The 17,245-nt window shown below is 63.0% G+C and carries 13 protein-coding genes and 1 pseudogene; 6 read left to right on the top strand and 8 right to left on the bottom strand.

The window, feature by feature from the left end; all coding sequences use genetic code 11:
* Positions 1 to 229 precede the first annotated feature (229 nt).
* The 6 genes and pseudogenes from LDZ26_RS16650 to LDZ26_RS16625 form a co-directional block, all read left to right on the top strand.
* Positions 230 to 752 (top strand): annotated as a pseudogene (locus LDZ26_RS16650) (purine nucleoside permease); the annotation flags it as partial.
* Positions 753 to 1,261: 509 nt separating this feature from the next.
* Positions 1,262 to 1,579, top strand: coding sequence for a flagellar transcriptional regulator FlhD (gene flhD, locus LDZ26_RS16645; protein ID WP_175941724.1), 318 nt, complete (start codon positions 1,262 to 1,264; stop codon positions 1,577 to 1,579).
* A 17-nt stretch (positions 1,580 to 1,596) separates the two neighbouring features.
* Positions 1,597 to 2,268, top strand: coding sequence for a flagellar transcriptional regulator FlhC (gene flhC / locus LDZ26_RS16640; protein WP_175941722.1), 672 nt, complete (start codon positions 1,597 to 1,599; stop codon positions 2,266 to 2,268).
* 177 nt (positions 2,269 to 2,445) lie between these two features.
* Positions 2,446 to 4,851: a DNA polymerase II gene (locus LDZ26_RS16635; protein WP_370650688.1), complete on the top strand. Its 2,406-nt coding sequence runs from the start codon at positions 2,446 to 2,448 to the stop codon at positions 4,849 to 4,851.
* A gap of 93 nt (positions 4,852 to 4,944) precedes the next feature.
* Complete coding sequence (locus LDZ26_RS16630) at positions 4,945 to 7,611, top strand: ATP-binding cassette domain-containing protein (protein ID WP_244850262.1); 2,667 nt, start codon at positions 4,945 to 4,947, stop codon at positions 7,609 to 7,611.
* Between the two features lie 9 nt (positions 7,612 to 7,620).
* Complete coding sequence (locus LDZ26_RS16625) at positions 7,621 to 8,223, top strand: ParB/Srx family N-terminal domain-containing protein (RefSeq protein ID WP_244849272.1); 603 nt, start codon at positions 7,621 to 7,623, stop codon at positions 8,221 to 8,223.
* Here the strand turns inward: LDZ26_RS16625 and LDZ26_RS16620 are convergent.
* The 8 genes from LDZ26_RS16620 to LDZ26_RS16585 are packed head-to-tail and all read right to left on the bottom strand — an operon-like array spanning position 8,213 to position 17,095.
* Complete coding sequence (locus tag LDZ26_RS16620; RefSeq protein WP_244849271.1) at positions 8,213 to 9,196, bottom strand: UDP-glucuronic acid decarboxylase family protein; 984 nt, start codon at positions 9,194 to 9,196, stop codon at positions 8,213 to 8,215. The two genes, LDZ26_RS16625 and LDZ26_RS16620, sit on opposite strands and share 11 nt — an antisense overlap.
* 36 nt (positions 9,197 to 9,232) lie before the next feature.
* Complete coding sequence (locus LDZ26_RS16615; protein ID WP_244849270.1) at positions 9,233 to 10,192, bottom strand: glycosyltransferase family 4 protein; 960 nt, start codon at positions 10,190 to 10,192, stop codon at positions 9,233 to 9,235.
* On the bottom strand, positions 10,179 to 11,243 hold the full coding sequence (locus tag LDZ26_RS16610; protein ID WP_244849269.1) for a glycosyltransferase family 9 protein: 1,065 nt from the start codon (positions 11,241 to 11,243) through the stop codon (positions 10,179 to 10,181). The genes LDZ26_RS16615 and LDZ26_RS16610 overlap by 14 nt, the downstream gene beginning before the upstream one ends.
* Positions 11,240 to 12,295, bottom strand: a complete 1,056-nt coding sequence (locus LDZ26_RS16605; RefSeq protein ID WP_244849268.1) for a glycosyltransferase family 2 protein — start codon at positions 12,293 to 12,295, stop codon at positions 11,240 to 11,242. Before LDZ26_RS16605 ends, LDZ26_RS16610 begins: the two co-directional genes overlap by 4 nt.
* Positions 12,292 to 14,037 carry a carbamoyltransferase C-terminal domain-containing protein gene (locus LDZ26_RS16600; RefSeq protein WP_244849267.1) on the bottom strand — a complete coding sequence of 582 codons (1,746 nt, stop codon included), beginning with the start codon at positions 14,035 to 14,037 and terminating at the stop codon, positions 12,292 to 12,294. The genes LDZ26_RS16605 and LDZ26_RS16600 overlap by 4 nt, the downstream gene beginning before the upstream one ends.
* Before the next feature lie 12 nt (positions 14,038 to 14,049).
* Positions 14,050 to 15,234 (bottom strand): lipopolysaccharide heptosyltransferase II, encoded by a 1,185-nt coding sequence (gene waaF / locus LDZ26_RS16595; RefSeq protein WP_244849266.1) that lies wholly within the window; start codon positions 15,232 to 15,234, stop codon positions 14,050 to 14,052.
* On the bottom strand, positions 15,231 to 15,809 hold the full coding sequence (locus LDZ26_RS16590; RefSeq protein WP_244849265.1) for an HAD-IIIA family hydrolase: 579 nt from the start codon (positions 15,807 to 15,809) through the stop codon (positions 15,231 to 15,233). Before LDZ26_RS16590 ends, waaF begins: the two co-directional genes overlap by 4 nt.
* Positions 15,806 to 17,095: a glycosyltransferase family 1 protein gene (locus tag LDZ26_RS16585; protein WP_244849264.1), complete on the bottom strand. Its 1,290-nt coding sequence runs from the start codon at positions 17,093 to 17,095 to the stop codon at positions 15,806 to 15,808. The genes LDZ26_RS16590 and LDZ26_RS16585 overlap by 4 nt, the downstream gene beginning before the upstream one ends.
* Positions 17,096 to 17,245: the final 150 nt, after the last annotated feature.

Here is a 17,245-nt window from a genome sequence, read left to right as displayed (position 1 = left end):
CCTATAATCGTCCGGGCCGCCCGCGCCGCCACATGATTGCCACGGCGCGGCGGCTTTCCTTCGAAGTTCGAACCTTCAAGAGGACGATGCCCCCATGAAAATCGCCGCACGGTTTCAATCGACTCGTTTCAAGCGCGCGCCCGCGAAGATGGGCGCGGCGCTCGCCGCCGCCGGCCTCGCGACGCTGTGCGCTTTCACCGGTTGCGCCTTCGCGCAACAACCCGACGACATGAGCGGCGACCGCCACGGAGACGGCGAACGCCACGGAGACGGCGGCCGGCACGTCAAGGTGATGATCGTCACCATGTTCGGGCCGGAAGGCCAGGTCTGGCTCGACAACCTCGGCCCGTGGGAGGCGGTGCATGTGCCGGGACTTTCGCCGGACTATCCGGACGTGCACTGCAACCGCGACGACGTGTGCGTCATCACCACCGGCATGGGCCACGCGAACGCCACGGCGTCGATCATGGCGTTGACGTTCTCCGACCGCTTCGACCTGCGGCACACGTACTTTCTGATCGCGGGGATCGCCGGCATCGATCCGGCGCGGGGCACGCTCGGCTCGGCGGCGTGGGCGAAATATCTGGTCGATTTCGGCATCCAGTGGGAAATCGACGCACGCGAGAAGCCGGCGGACTGGCCGACCGGCTTCCTCGGCATCAACACGAAGAGCCCGCACGACAAACCGCCGCTCGACTATCGCACGGAAGTATTCGCGCTGAACGCGTCGCTCGCAGACGCGGCGTATGAATCGGGGAAACCCCCGTTTTGTCCGATTTCACCGCGTAGTAACAAGACATCGGAAGCTATTACATCTTCAGCCGCGAATCGGTAATTTCCGGTATCGCGGCTTTTTTACCGCTTTTTGGCCCAAAAGCGCGTGTCAAAAATATCCCTTCAAGCTGTCAACCGAATGCCCGAACCCCCCGTTGTTCCGGGCGTCAGGCAATTACTCATATAAAAAACCAGCCTCGCAAATTACGAACGAGCAGACGAAAAACTCACGTCGAAACGCTGTCAAATTTGCCGGTTTCTCGACGAAGCAAACGTTACCGATCGAAAGTGTTGTTTGCAACAAAATATTATTGAGATGGTCTTGCGCTCGATAAAGGCCGTCCTTAGAATCCGTTTCACAGTGTTGTTACAAGTTGTAACGGCCTGTATCAAAGTACGTAGCCGGGCGAAGAGAGCCTGGTGAGGCACAAAAAAGATATCGGCAAAAGCCGGCGAGAAAATCGGGGATTTACTGGAAGCAGCAACCATGAACGGTCGCGAGACGCTGGAATCGATCCGGGAAATCAACTTGTCTTACATCATGCTCGCACAGCGTCTGCTGCGCGAGGACCGGGCCATCGGCATGTTCCGGCTCGGGCTGTCGGCCGAACTGGCTGACCTCCTGTCTGGGCTCACGCTTGCGCAGGTCGTCAAGCTCGCGCAATCCGACAACTTGCTGTGCGCTTTCCGCTTCAACGATCACTCGATGCTGTCCGCATTGACGCAGCCCGCGAAGAACGCGGACATCGCGCCGACGCACGCAGCCATCCTGCTGGCTGGCCAGCCGGCCGAACAGTTCGCTTAAGAGAGACGGAGCGAGCCATGCTGAAGAAGAGCCTCACCGAAGACGCCCAGGAAGTGTTCCGCGCCATCGCGCTGATCGAACTCGGCGCGCGCATGCAAGTGCTGGAGAGCGAACTCACGCTTTCGCGGGATCGCATGATTCGTCTCTATCGCGAAGTGAAGGGCGTGTCGCCGCCCAAAGGCATGCTGCCGTTTTCGGCGGACTGGTATATGACGTGGCTCGCGAATATCCACGCATCGCTTTTCTACAACACCTACACGTTCCTCAAGAACGAAGCCGGTTGTTCGCATCTCGATGCGTTGACCAAGGGGTATCGGCTGTATCTCGAGCACTGCAATCATAGCGGCGCCGAGGCGGTACTCGACCTTACGCGGGCCTGGACTCTTGTGCGCTTCTTCGACGCGGGCATGCTGCAGATGACGGCGTGCTGCCGCTGCACCGGGAAGTTTGTCGCACACAAACATGATTTGCAGAACAACGTGGTGTGCGGGGCCTGCCAGCCGCCGTCACGCGCGGGGAAGACCAAGAAAGCGGCGGCCGCTCGACAGGCCGTTCAAGAAGCCGCTCTGGAGGTTGTGTCTAGCAAGAGCGAAGTGCCGCCAGCACCGGAGTTTCCGGCGCATGTCGCACTCGAAAACGTGGCGGCCTTGCAGCCGCCGCGCGCAAGCCTGGTCGCACAGGCTGCTTAGGCGGTAGCGGCGTCGGCGCATCCTTCGAGGACCATCCAGCGTGGATGTTCTGGATGGTGGATGACCGGCAGGCCGCTACCGCGTTTTACTTTCTGCTTCAGCTTCTTTAGCTTCGTTCACGCCGGCGCGCTTTTCATGCGCGCCGCTGCATTTCCCGCCCCCAAGTAAAATGCTTCGATGGCACGCGCTTTCGAAGGACACGCCTTGGCTCAGGCACCGAACCACTCCCAGCAGGGCTTTTTGCTGACGCGGCATTGGCGCGATACGGCCGCGGGCACCGAGGTCGAGTTCTGGCTCGCCACCGACGACGGTCCGCGCAAGGTCCGCATCGCGCCGCAAACACCGGTTGCCTTCATCCGCGCGGAAGATCGCGACAAGGCCGAGCCGCTCGTGCGGACCGTGCGCGATGCGCAATTGCGCGAACTGCCGCTCACGGACTTTCGACAGAAGCCGGTGCTGGGGCTCTATTGCGCGCAGTATCGTCAGTTGCTTGCGCTCGAAAAGACCCTGAAGAATGCGGGCGTGACCGTCTACGAAGCGGATATCCGTCCGACCGAGCGCTATCTGATGGAGCGGTTCATCACCGCGCCCGTTTCCTTCGAAGGCGAAGCGCGCGGCGGCGTGGTTCACAGTGAGCTGAAGCCTGCGCCGGCGTATCGTCCGACGCTCAAGCTCGTCTCGCTCGATATCGAAACGAGCGCCACGGCCGAGCTTTACTCAATCGCGCTCGAAGGGTGCGGTGCGCGGCAGGTCTATATGCTCGGGCCACCCACGGACGACGTGCATCCGCCGCTCGACTTCGACCTCGAGTATTGCGCGAGCCGCGCGGAGATGCTTCAGCGTTTCAACGCATGGATCGCGGAGCACGATCCCGATGCGATCATCGGCTGGAACGTCGTGCAGTTCGATTTGCGCGTGCTGCAAAAGCATGCCGACGCTTATGACGTGCCGCTGGCCATTGGCCGCGATGGCAGCGTGATCGAATGGCGCGAGCACGGCATGAAGCGCAATCACTTCTTTGCATCCGTCGCGGGACGGCTCGTGGTGGACGGCATCGAGGCGTTGCGCTCGGCAACGTGGAACTTTCCTTCGTTCAGCCTCGAATACGTCGCGCAATCGCTGCTGGGCGAAGGCAAGGCGATCGACAGTCCGTACGCGCGCATGGACGAGATCGAGCGGCGCTTTCGCGAAGACAGGCCTGCGCTCGCACGCTACAACCTGACCGACTGCGAGCTCGTCACGAAGATCTTCGAGAAGACCGAGCTTCTGCCGTTCCTGCTCGAACGCGCGACGGTGACGGGACTCGCCGCCGACCGCAGCGGCGGATCGGTCGCGGCGTTCACGCATTTGTACATGCCGCGCATGCATCGCTTAGGGTACGTTGCGCCCAATCTCGGCGACGTACCAGACGAAGCGAGTCCCGGCGGTTTCGTGATGGATTCGCGGCCCGGACTCTATGACTCCGTGCTCGTGCTCGACTATAAGAGCCTGTACCCGTCGATCATTCGGACCTTCCTGATCGATCCCGTCGGTCTTGCGCAAGGCATGAGCGAAGCGCAAGAACAGACGCGCACCGTACCCGGTTTTCGCGGCGCGCGCTTTTCGCGCGACAAGCATTGTCTGCCCGCCATCGTCGAACAAGTATGGGAAGGGCGCGAGGCCGCGAAGCGTCAGCGCAACAAGCCGCTTTCGCAAGCACTCAAGATCATCATGAACTCGTTCTATGGCGTGCTGGGTTCCAGCGGCTGCCGTTTCTTCGATCCGCGGCTCGCCTCGTCCATCACCATGCGCGGCCATGAAATCATGCATCGCACGCGCGAACTCATCGAAGCGCGCGGCTACAGCGTCATTTACGGCGATACGGATTCCACCTTCGTCTGGCTGCGCCGCGCCCGCAGCGAGGACGACGCCGCGCGTATCGGCCGCGCGCTCGTCGATCATGTCAACGATTACTGGCGCGAGCATCTGCGCGAAACATTCGGCCTCGATAGCGCACTGGAACTGCAATTCGAAACGCACTTCAAGCGGTTCCTGATGCCGACGGTTCGCGGCACCGACGAAGGCAGCAAGAAACGCTATGCGGGACTCACGCAACGCGCGGACGGCAGCGAAGAAATCATCTATAAAGGGCTAGAGACGGTGCGCACGGACTGGACGCCGCTCGCACAGCGTTTTCAGCAAGAGCTTTATATGCGCATCTTCAAGGACGAGCCTTATGAAGACTACGTGCGCGATTACGTCGAACGCACTCGGCGCGGCGAGCTGGATGACTTGTTGATCTATCGAAAGCGCCTGCGCCGCAGCCTCGACGACTATGAACGCAACGTGCCGCCGCATGTACGCGCCGCGCGCAGCGCCGACGAGTTCAACGCGCAGCAGGGACGTCCGCTGCAATATCAGAACGGTGGATGGATCAGCTACGTGATGACGGTCGGCGGCCCCGAACCGGTGGAAGCGCGACATGCGCCCATCGACTACGAGCATTACGTGAGCAAGCAGCTACAGCCCGTGGCCGACGGCATCCTGCCGTTCTTGCGCAACGACTTCGCCACGCTGATGTCGGGACAGCAAGCGCTTTTCTAGGCACTCGGACACGAACGGGCGTGCGCGGGCGCGGCACTTGCTGCCGCTTTACGCGTTGCTTGCATCGACAACGACAATGGAAGCATGCACATGATGACTGCGTCCACGGAAATCAGCCGCTCGCAAGTTCGTAACCGCATCGTGAAGGACCTTTGGCAGGCGATCTGGACGTTTCGCTTGCAGACGCTCGGTGCCGTCGCGTTGATGATTGCGTCGCGCCTTGCGGTGGTATCCGTTCCCCTTATGCTGAAACACGTCATCGACGAGTTCAGCAAGCCCACCGCGAACGCCGTATTCCCGGTCTTCGTGATCCTCACGTACGTGCTGATGCGCTATCTCGGCGACGTGCTCAACGAAGCGCGCGACGTGCTGTTCAGCGTCGTCACGCAACGCACGGTCGCATCGTTTTCAGCGCGCACGTTCTCTCATTTGCACAACATGGGCGCGCGTTTCCATGCACAGCGCGAAACGGGCGGCGTGGTGCGCGACGTGCAAAAAGGCGCGGACGGTATCGGCTTTTTGCTCGGCGTCGCCATTTTCACCATCGTGCCGACGTTGATCGAAATCGGCACGGTCGTCGCCATCATGGTGAGCCAGTATGCGAAGACGTTCATGGTCGCCATCGGCGCGACGTTCGTCTGCTACGCGATCTATACGCTGATCTTCACGCGCTACCGCATGCGCTTTCAACGCGCGGTGAACCGGCTCGAAGCGCAATCGGACAGCCGCCTCGTCGATAGCCTGCTCAACTACGAGACGGTCAAGCTCTTCGCGAGCGAAGACGTCGAACGTCAGCGTCTTTCCAGCGTGCTCGACAAGTGGGTCGACGCGCGCACCGCGAACCAGCGCGCATTGACGATCCTGCACGTGGGGCAAAGCACCGTCATCGCCATCGGCATCGCGGCCGTGATGCTGCTCGCCGCGCAGAGCGTGGTAGCGGGCACGATGAGCGTGGGCGACCTCGTGCTCGTGAACGCGTATATCGTGCAAGTGTGCTCGCCGCTCAACACGCTCGGCTTCGTATTTCGCGAGACGAACGATGCCATCGTCAATGTCGAACGCATGTTCGAGATTCTGCTTGCGCGGGGCCGTCGCGGTGAAGACGTGGACGAGGCCGATGCCAAGCCGCTCGTCGTGACGGCCGGCGAGATCGAGTTCGAGCATGTGGACTTCGGCTACGATCCGGCGCGACAGATACTGCGCGATATCGACTTTCGCGCGCATCCCGGCAAGAAACTCGCGGTGGTCGGCGGCAGCGGCTCGGGCAAGTCCACGCTCATGAAGCTGCTTTTCAGGCTTTATTCGCCGACGGCGGGTGTCATTACCATCGACGGTCAGGACATCCGGCAGGTCACGCAAAAGAGCCTGCGCGAAGCCATCGGCATCGTGCCGCAGGATACGGTCCTCTTCAACGATACGATCGCCTATAACATTGCCTATGGCCGGCCATCCGCCACGCGCGCCGATGTCGTGCGCGCGGCGCGTGCCGCGCAACTGGACAGCTTCATCGAACGATTGCCCGATCATTACGACACGCGCGTCGGCGAACGCGGCGTGCGGCTTTCGGGCGGCGAGCGGCAACGCATCGCGATCGCGCGCGCCATCTTGAAGGACCCGCGCATCATCGTTTTCGATGAAGCCACCTCGGCGCTCGATACGCGTTCCGAGCGCGCCATTCAAAGCGAGCTCGACCGGCTCGCGCAAGGCCGCACGTCCATCGTGATCGCGCACCGGCTTTCGACTGTGGTGAATGCCGACTGGATTCTCGTGATGGAGCACGGCCGCATCGTCGAGCAAGGTCAGCATGCGGAACTGATCGAGCGCGGTGGCGTGTATGCGCGTATGTGGGCGCTGCAATCGCAACAAGGCGAGCTCGCGCAAGTGCAGCGCAAGGTGTCGGCGCAACCGGTCGGCCTCGGCGCGTTGATCGCGGGCGTGGTCGATGGGCTGCACGAGGAAATCGTCGAACATGGCGTGCAGCTTTACACGATGATGCCCGATGCCGACTTACGCGTGACCGGCGACCCCGGCGTGTTGCAGTTGGTGATAGCGGATTTGTGCCGCACAGAGATACGCGCGGCGGAGCGCGGTGAGCGCGTCGAGTTGCGCGTTGAGCGCGAAGCGAATCAGGTGCGCGTGTGCGTGCTGGGCCGTCGCGCGCAGCCCGCGCCGCTTTCGCAGGAGCAGGCTCGCCGGCTCGAACAGGCGCTGGCGGAAACGGGCGGCACTTTCACGGTCGGCTATGTCGACGGCCACCTCGCCTATGTCGCGATGATGCCGTTGCGTCCCGTGGTCGATACCGACAGTCTCGCGGGCCTCGCGGAGCCGAACGCAAACGTTGCCGGCAATCTGGAGGGCCTGTGCGTGATGGTGCTGGACGATCAGGAAGCCGCGCGCGACGCGCTCGGCGCGGTGCTGGAAATGTCGGGGGCGGGCGTGAGGCTGGCGGCGTCGGGCAAGGAAGCGCTCGAATGGCTCGCGCAAGCGCCCACGCAGGAATGGCCCGATGCGTTCTTGTGCGACATCGTGCTCGGGGAAGAGGACGGCTATCAGGTACTGCGCCGCGTGCGCGAACTGGAAGCCAGCCGGCGCGTGTCGCTCGGGGAACGCATGCCGGCCATTGCGTTGACAGGGCACACGCAGACGGAAGACCGGCTGCGCGCGCAGATGGCGGGCTTTCAGCTGCACTTGACGAAGCCCGTTCCCGCCGAGCGGCTGATCGCAGCGATCAGGCAGGTCGCCGCGCGCACCGAAGCATGAGGAGACGATATGGACACCGAATCATCGGCGCGCATCGCTGAACTCAAGCCGACTCAGGGCGCGCTCGGCATGGAGCACGTGCGCGAGAAAATGCATCTGACGAGCAGCACGCCCGAGCACGAACGCGCGGCATTCCTGCGCGAACACGCGTTGCGCGTGGTGCGCGGGCCCGGCGGCACGCTGCATGTGATCGATCATCATCACTGGGCGCGCGCCTGGTACGAACTGGGCATCGACGTCGTGCCGGTCGTGATCGCGTGCGACTTCAGCGACCGCGATCACGATGGTTTCATCGCCGCGCTGCGTGAGCGAGGCTGGGTCCATCCCTTCGACGAGCACGCGCGTGAATATCCGGTGGAGGATTTGCCGCCGTCCATCGCTGCGATACCCGACGATCCTTATCTGAGCCTTGCGGCTTTCGTGCGCATGGCGGGCGTGTATGCCGACCCGCCCGACACCAATGCCAAGTACGCCTGGGCCGACTATTTCCGCGAGCGCATTCAGGGCGATTTCGCGTCGATTGCAGGCTTCGCGAAGGCGCTCGCGCAGGCAGTCGCCGCTTCTCGTGAAGACGAAGCGCGCGGACTGCCGGGATTCAACGTCAAAGCGTAGCCAGTGCCGAACGAGTCTGCTGCGCCTCGATGATCTGGCGGAAGTACGCGGCGGTGCGGCGCAAGCCTTCGTCGAGCACGGTCACCGGCTCCCAGCCGAGAAGCTGGCGCGCCTGCGTGATATCCGGCTGACGATGCCAAGGATCGTCCATCGGCAGCGGGCGGAACACGATCTCCGACTTCGAGCCCGTCAACGCGACGATGCGCTGCGCGATCTCCAGCATCGACAGTTCATGCGGATTGCCGAGATTGACCGGACCCGTCACCTCGTCGGGCGTGTTCATCAAACGGATGAAGGCGTCCACCATGTCGTCCACATAGCAGAAGGAACGCGTCTGCGTGCCTTCGCCGTAGACGGTGATCGGCTCGCCGGCGAGCGCCTGCATCATGAAGTTGGACACCACGCGGCCATCGCTCGGATGCATGCGCGGCCCGTACGTATTGAAGATCCGCGCGATCTTGATGTTGAGACCATGCTGGCGGCGATAGTCCATGAAAAGCGTCTCGGCGCAGCGCTTGCCTTCGTCATAGCATGAGCGCGGTCCGATCGGGTTCACGTTGCCCCAGTACGCTTCCTGTTGCGGATGAACGCGCGCATCGCCGTACACTTCGCTCGTCGATGCCTGAAAGATCTTGGCCTTCACGCGCTTGGCGAGCCCGAGCATGTTGATCGCGCCATGCACGCTCGTTTTCGTGGTCTGCACCGGATCATGTTGATAATGAACCGGCGACGCAGGACACGCGAGGTTATAGATTTCATCGACTTCCACGTACAGCGGGAATGTCACGTCATGACGCATCAGTTCGAAGTTGGGACTGTCGAGCAGATGCGCGATGTTGTCCTTCGTGCCCGTATAGAAGTTATCGACGCACAGCACGTCGTGCCCTTGCGCGAGCAGGCGTTCGCACAGATGCGAGCCGAGAAAGCCCGCGCCGCCCGTCACCAGAATGCGCTTGCGATATGCTTCCTTCATGTCGGTTCCTTTTTGTGGTGATTGGGTCGCGGTCGGTCAACTGCACACATGGCGCAAGGTCGCTTCCCATTCGGCGGCGAAGCGGTCGATGTGAAAGCGTTCCAGCGCGAGACGGCGCGCGCCTTCGCCGAGTCGCCGCGCTTCAGCGGGATCGCGCAACAGTTGTTGCATGACATCGACGAGTGCGTTCGTGTCGGTATGAATGAAGCCGCTCTCGCCATTGCGAATGACGGTGGCGAGCTCCGTCGTCGCGAGACCGATGATCGGCATGCCGATCGTCATGGCTTCGACGATTGCGAGTCCGAGGCTGGTCCAGCGAATCGGGTTGAAGAAAAAGCGGTATTGCGCGGAGAACGCGGCCAGCTCCAGATTGCCGATCTCGCCCAAGCCCCCCGCCGATTCCGCGTCCATGCCGACCAGATCGAGCGGCACGCGTTGCGCGGCATCCGCGAACACGTCGCTGCCGAGCCTGCGCCCGCGCTGCCGCAAATGATTGATCACGACGATGCCGCGTTCTTTCTCGCCCGTATAGCGCACGCCTTGCGGCACCACCACGCCATGTTCGATCACGCGCGTCGGTGTCTCGCCGCTGTCCCACATCAGGCGATTGAAGTGCGTCACGTGCACGAGCAGGGTGTCGCGATCCTGCACCCAATGGCGTTGTTCGAACGGATTCTCCTGCGGCGGATCGTGTTCGATATACACGCGAGGCAATCGCCGCTGCGCATCCGAAAGCAGGTTGATGCGATCGTCGTCCCAGTGCGTGCGATGCTGAAACAGCACGACGTCGAACTCGCGCGACGCCACTTCGTCGGCGGGTACTTCATGGACGTTATCGCCCCACGGCAGCACGCCGACTTTGCCCGCGTAGCCGGGCGAATGACCGGGCTTCGTGACGAGATAGAAATCGTGCTTCGCCTGGGTCAGGTAGTAGAGGTAGTTGCCGTGCACGTGCCATGTGAGCACGCGCAGACGTCGTTGATTAGCAGTGGGCATCGGTTTCCAGTTTTTCTACGGGCAATTGAAGTCGTGCGACATCGAGCACTTGCGCGACGCTCACGTTGAGCGCGCAAGGATGCCCATACGGACACTCGCGAAACGAACACGGACGGCACGGCGGATAGTCCGCGAGCACGCGATGCCTTTCATGATCGAGCGGCGCCCAGCGTTGCGTGTCGCTGCCCGATGCGATGACGACGCTTTTCGTTCGCATCGCGGCCGCCACATGGGAAAGCCCCGTGTCGTTGCACACGATGAGTCGCGCGCGTGCGACGAGCGCAGCCAGCCCGCCGAGCGATGTCTTGCCGGTCAGGTCGATCGCATGGACGCCGGGCGTGTTGGCGATGCTCGCGGTGATGGCCGCTTCGCCTGCGCTGCCGGTCAACGCGACTTGCCAGCCATCGCTCGCAAGCGCGGCTGCCACTTGCGCGAAGCGTTCCGCAGGCCAGCGTCGCGAAGGCAACTGAGCGCCGGCATGCACGAGAACGAGTCGTGCAGTGTCGAGGCCATATCGTTCGATCAGTTCATCGCACTCGCGCGTGTCCTGTTGCGTGAGCGGGATTTCGAGCTGCGTGTCGTGCGCATCGATACCGAGCGCCTGCATCAGCGCGTTATAGCGCGCGACTTCCTGCAACGCGTCGGGCCACGGAATGAAGACGCCCGCGCGCGGCGCTTCGTCCGGCTTGAGAAAGCCCGCGTTGACGCGCGCGTGCATCGCTTCGACGATATCGTTCGCCACGCCGCCGCTGCCGTGCAACTGGATAGCGAGATCGAAGCGGCGCGCGCGCATGGCGTCGTAGAAGGCGGGGAGGTGCGCGTCCGTTTCTTCCTGCTCCGGAAAGCCGACGGCGCCCGGAAACAGGATCAATTCATCGACGAGATGCGCATAACGTTCGACGAAACTATGCGCCCAGGGCAAGCCGATCAGTGCGATATGCGCATTCGGATAAGCGCGGCGCAGGGCGCGCATCGCGGGCACGCAGCACAGCATGTCGCCGAGCTGAAGCGCGCGGAAGATCGCAATGCGCTCGACGTTCTCCGGTTTCATATGAACACCACGCGGAACTTCACGGCGCCGTAGATTCGCCAGTACACCGAAAGAAACGGTATCCATAGCGATGTCCACGCCATTTCGAGCACGTGCGACGGCGTCAGCGCGGTCGACTTCAGGCGCTTGAAGCAGAACCATGCGGTCATGCCGAGCCAGTCCGCGAGGCACACGCCCGCGAGCTTGTTGTTGCCGTTCGCGAGCGCGAAGACGGCCACGACTACCGCGACGATGATCGCGTAATAGAGCAGCGGCGGCAGGCTGCGAATGCGTGTCTTGAAGAGCGACCGATGCTTCTTGTAGAGCAGCGCATCGAACTGGCTTTTCTTCTGCTGCGACAGGCTCACGCCCCAGCGCGCCGGCCGCACCGGATGCAGAACCATTGCATCGTGCGACCGCACGATGCGCGCGCCGATGCGCATCAGTTCGAATTGAAGGTCCGAGTCTTCGCGCCACGCCGACGTGAAGCGCGCATCGAAGCCGTCCACGCGTGCGAGCGCCGGGCGCGTCACGAACGTATTAGCCGTCGCGAATTCCGCGCGAGAAAGACCGGCTGCGTCTTGTTCGTAGTCGGTCGGACGCGGGCCGAGCGGCACCACGATACGTCCCGATACGGCGTCCGCGCCCGCTCGCAACGCGGCGACGCCTGCTGCGAGCCAATGCGGATCGGGGATCGTGTCGTCGTCGGTGAACGCGATCAGCGGCGCGCCCGACGCGCGCCATCCCGCGTTGCGAGCGCCCGCCGGGCCTTGCGTCGCGGTGACGGGTACATAGCGGATGCGGGGCGCTTCGTCGAACTCGCGTGCGAGCGCGGTCACGCGTGAGCGCGTGGCTTCATCGGGACCGTCATCGCACACGATGATCTCGAAGCGCGTCTTGTCATAGTCCTGCGCGATGATCGCGCGCAGACAGCGTTCCAGCATGTCGGGCCGCCGATACGTCGGCACGACCACCGACACGTCGAAGGCCGCGCCCGACGCTGCGCCCGGATTGCGCTGCGTGGACGCGTCCTTCGCGCCGTCGTAGGGAAACGAGCCTGCAATCGTGCTCATGCACGCACTCCCGGCTTTTCGATCAGGAACGGCCCGATCACGAGCGCATCGAGGGGCGAGGTCCAGAACGATTCGAGCGCATCGCGCGGCGAATTGACCATCGGCTCGCCGCGCGTATTGAACGACGTATTCACGAGCACCGGCACGCCCGTACGCGCCTTGAATGCGGCGAGCAAGTCGTAATAGAGCGGATGCTGCGAGCGGTTCACGGTCTGCACGCGAGCGGTGCCGTCGATATGCGTCACCGCCGGAATGCGCGTCTTCATGTCCTCGCGCACATCGAATACGAAGAGCATGAACGGCGCGACGCGTGCATCGACGAACCAGTCCGCAGCATGTTCTTCCATCACGACAGGCGCAACAGGGCGAAAGTCTTCGCGGTCTTTGATCTCGTTCAGGCGCGCCTGCATGGACGGATCGATCGGCGACGCGAGAATCGAGCGGGCGCCGAGCGCGCGCGGACCGAACTCCGTGCGTCCCTGGTACCAGCCGATCACGCGATTGGACGCCAGAATCTCGGCGGTTTCGCTCGCAATGTCGTTCAGCCGGCGATACGGCGTCTTCGACCACTTGAGGAACTGCTCGATCTCGTCGTCTTCATAACGCGGGCCGAGATACGCGTGATTCATATGCCAGCGGCGGCTGCTATCGCCTTGCTTCACGCGCTCCTGATAGTCGGTCCACAGCGCCGCGCCGAGCGCGGTGCCCGCATCGCCCGCAGCGGGCTGAACCCAGATGTCTTCGAACGGACCGCGATCACGCAGACGCGCGTTCATCACGCAGTTGAGCGCGACGCCGCCTGCCATCGCGAGATGCTTGAGGCCGGTGCGTTCATGCAGCCAGCGCGCGAGATCCAGCGCCGTTTCTTCGAGCACCACTTGCAGCGAATGCGCGATGTCGTAGTGATGCTGCGTGAGCGGACCGCCGCGTTCGCGTCGCGGGCCGAAGCGCTCGACAAGACGCGGCGCATCCACGGTATAGCTGCCGTCGTTGCGATACTTCACGATCTCGCGGAACTGATCGACGTATGCGGGCTTGCCGAAGGAGGCGAGCGCCATGACCTTGTACTCGTCCGACGAGTGAAGGAAGCCGAGATAGTCCGTCACGGCTTCGTAGAGCAAGCCCAGCGAATGCGGCAGTTCCACTTGCTTGAGACGCTTGTACTCGCCATCGACGAACTGACCGAGACTCGTCGTCACGCCTTCACCGCGGCCGTCCATCGTGAGCACCGCAGTGTTTTCATACGGCGCCGCGAGAAACGCGCTTGCTTCGTGCGACAGATGGTGATCGACGTTGTGCCACTCGAAGCGCGGCGCGCGTCCGCCGCTTGCGAAACGTTTCTTCAGATGATGCGGCGCGCCGTCGAGCAACTGGCCGCGCGCATTGACGATATAGCTGAGGAAAAGCGGGTCCCACGGCGATTCCGACGGGTTGCCGCTCACATGTTCCGACGGCATGAAGGGCAGGGCGATGGTCGCTTTCGCCTGCTTGGGCATGCCCGAGAACAGATGCGGATCGTACGAATACGCTACATGGTCGATATCCGCGAGTTCGATGCCGGCTTCCTTCAGGCAATAGTCGATGGCATCGAAAGGAAGCTGCCACGTCGAGAAGGGCACGGGGCGCTTCGCATGCTTCACATGCGTGAAACGCTCGTCTTCCGCCGCCGCGATCACGACGCCGTCGCGAACCAGCGCCGCCGCGCTGTCGTGATAGACCGCATTGATTCCGAGTGTGTACATAAGGCGCGTCTCTCAGGGTAGTGTCAGATGAGCAGGATGTTGTTCGGTGCGGGCATCGAGTAAGGACAGCGCAGCATCGACGACTTCATCGACGCTCACGCCGAGCAGACACGCGTGATGCCCTTCGGGACACACGCTGCGATAGCACCAGCGGCAGGGCACATCGCGGTACAGCACGCGATGCGGCGTTTGCCACGGCATATGCTGCGGATTGGTGAGCGCATACAGATCGACGACCGGCGCGTCAAGCGCCGACGCGATATGCACGGGACCGCTGTTGTTGGAAACGAGCACGCGCGCATGGGCGATCAGTGCCGCAAGCTCGCCCAGTCCCAGCGCCCCCGCGAGACTCACGACGCGCGTATCGCCCGCGCTGACGATGTCGCACAACGGCGCTTCGCTCGCCGAGCCGGTCACGAGCACGGGCCAGCCGGTTCTTTCAGCGAGCACGCGTGCGGCCTGCGCGAATCGCTCGGGCGGATAGCGCCGCGATGCGGCGGTCGCGCCGGGATGCATGACAAAGAAGGGCGCGTCGAGATCGATACCGCGTTCGTCGAGCTTGCGCGCAAGCGATGCCTCGTCTTCGGCGCGCAACGCAAAGCGCATGCGCGTATCCGCGTGGGTTGCGCCGACGCTCCCGACGAGCGCAAGCTGCCGCTCGACTTCGTGTCGCGTGCCCTCCTGCGGTTCACGTTCCGCGACCCAGTCCGTTAGGAGGCCGTATGGATTTTCGCGGCAATGCGCAAGGCGCAGGGGAATCTTCGCCAGATGGCAAAACATCGCTGCGGGAAGCGGATTCTGGCTATAGACCGTGAAGATGACGGCGGCATCGAAGCCGAGCGATGCCAGCCGCTCGCACATCGCGAGGTCTCCGCTCGCATCCATCGGCTTGTCATGCTTGACCCAAGGCGCATCGTATTCGATCACGTCGTCGATATCGTCGATGAAACGCGCCGCCTGCGCGCCCCAACGCGATGCGAGCAACGTAAGATGCCGTCCCGGATACACGTGTTTCAGCGCATGCAGCGCGGGCGTCGTCATCAGCACGTCGCCGAGATTATCGAGGCGAATGCAGAGAATGCGCCGCACGTCCGCGCCCCATACGCGTTGAGGCGCGACGGCCGGCGCGCGTGCGTGCGCGTTCGCGGGCTGAAGAGTAATGGCGATATCGTTCGCCCGTGACGGATCGCGCTTCATGTCGCGAGCTCCGTCGCATGCCACGCACGCTCGATGATGCGCGCGGCTTCGGCCATATCCTTGGCAGTGGCATCCGGCTCACGCAACGGACCGCGTTGCCACAGCGTCTCGTTGCCGTTGTCGATCAGCACTGCGCGACAGCCCGCGCGATGGCCTGCTTCGATATCGTCGAGAATGTCGCCGACGAACCAGCTTCGCGCCACGTCTAGGTCGAGTTCGCGCGCGGCCCGTTCAATCATGCCCGGCGCGGGCTTGCGGCAATCGCATGCGCGCGCATAACCTGCGACCGTGCCTTGCGGATGATGCGGACACCAGTAGATGCCCGCGAGGCGCGCGCCCGCTTCAGCAGCAAGCTCGTGCAGCTTGCGTTCGACGTGCCGAAGGGCGGATTCATCGAACTTGCCGAGCGCGACACCGCTCTGATTGCTGATGACGACAATCGGCACATTCATGCGCGCGAAGGTGGCGAGCGCATCGCGTGCGCCCGGCGCAAGACGCATCTTCGCGGGATCGACGTTATAGGGCACGTCGTCGAGCAGCGTGCCGTCCTTATCGAGGAAAACGGCGGGCTTCATGCGGTGGCGCTGCCGTATGCGGCGCGCCGGCTGTCGAGGTCCTGCGCGATATCCACGCCCGCCACGCGCGCATAGACGCGTTCGAGCGACTGCGCGACGCCGGACCATGTGAACATGGCGCGCGCGCGTTCGAGGCCCGCTGCGCCCATGCGTTCGGCGCGCGCGGGGTCGCGCTTCAAAGTGGCGAGGGCATGGGCGAGTGCGCGCGGGTCCTTCGGCGGCACGAGCAGACCTGTTTCCTCGTGCGCCACCGAATAGCGAATGCCGCCCACGTCCGCGCCGATGACCGGCCTGCCGCATGCCATGGCTTCGAGCGGCGTGATGCCGAAAGGCTCGTACCAAGGCGTCGTCACGAACACATCGGCTGCGTTATAGAAAGTCTTGAGGCGTTGCCTTCCATGACGGCCGAGGAAGTTCACCTTGTCGGCCACGCCGCATTCCTGCGCAATGCCGCGCAGACGGCCGATTTCCGGCGTCGCGATCTCATTCGCTTCATCGGAGTTGCCGCCGATCACATACAGATGCGCGTCTTCGTTCAGCTCGCGATTGCAGAGGCCGATGCCGCGCACCACGTTGTCGATGCCCTTGCGCGGCACCATGCGTCCGAGTTGCAGCACGATGAAGCGGTCCTGCGGCCAGCCGAGACGTTCACGCGCTTCGGCCTTCTTCATCGGATGGAACTCGGTGCTGTCGAAGCCGCACGGCACGAGATCGATGCGTTCGCGCTGGGCGTGATACAGCGACACGAGGTCCGCTTCGTCTTGCGGGCATTCCGCGATCACCGAATCCGATTCGCGCACGAGCGCGTCTTCGATCTCGAAGCGTTCATCGGGGAAGCCGTCGCCCGCGCCTTGATGAATGCGCCGCACGCGGCCGAGCGCATGAAACGTCGTGACGAGCGGCACGCCCAGCGCTTCCTTCATGCGCATGCCGACGAGTCCCGACATGAAGAAGTTCGCATGCACGACGTGATAAGGCGTCGCCTGCTTCTTGAAGAAGCCGATCATGTAGCGAGCGAACTCGTCCATGTGCGGAAGAAGCTGCTCCTTCGCCAGTTGCACCGGCGGACCCGCAGGCACATTGATGACGCGAATCCCGCGTATGCCTTCGAAACGCGACACCAGCGGCAAGAGAGAACGGTCGCGGCGCGTGAAGACATCCACTTGATGGCCGTTGCGTGCGAGCTGCCGCGCGACGTGCGCGACGTAGATGTTCTGCCCGCCGCTATCGACCCCGCCCGCTACCGCTAGAGGCGACGCATGCTCACTGATAAGTGCGATCTTCACGTGTAGGCCCCCTCGATTCGCGTTGTTCGAAATGGGCTTCGAGCCGTTGAGCGCGCACAGAGATTGCCGCGTCTTTCGAAGCTTGATGGCTTGTGAGCATTCGTTGTGCCACCGGCCGAAAATTGCGCAGATTCGTTGGTTCGTTGGGAG

It is taken from the genome of Caballeronia sp. SL2Y3, from assembly GCF_022879575.1.
Classification (GTDB): Bacteria; Pseudomonadota; Gammaproteobacteria; order Burkholderiales; family Burkholderiaceae; genus Caballeronia.
The sequence above is the reverse complement of the archived record's forward strand: the minus strand, read 5'-3'. Positions and strand labels throughout refer to the sequence as shown.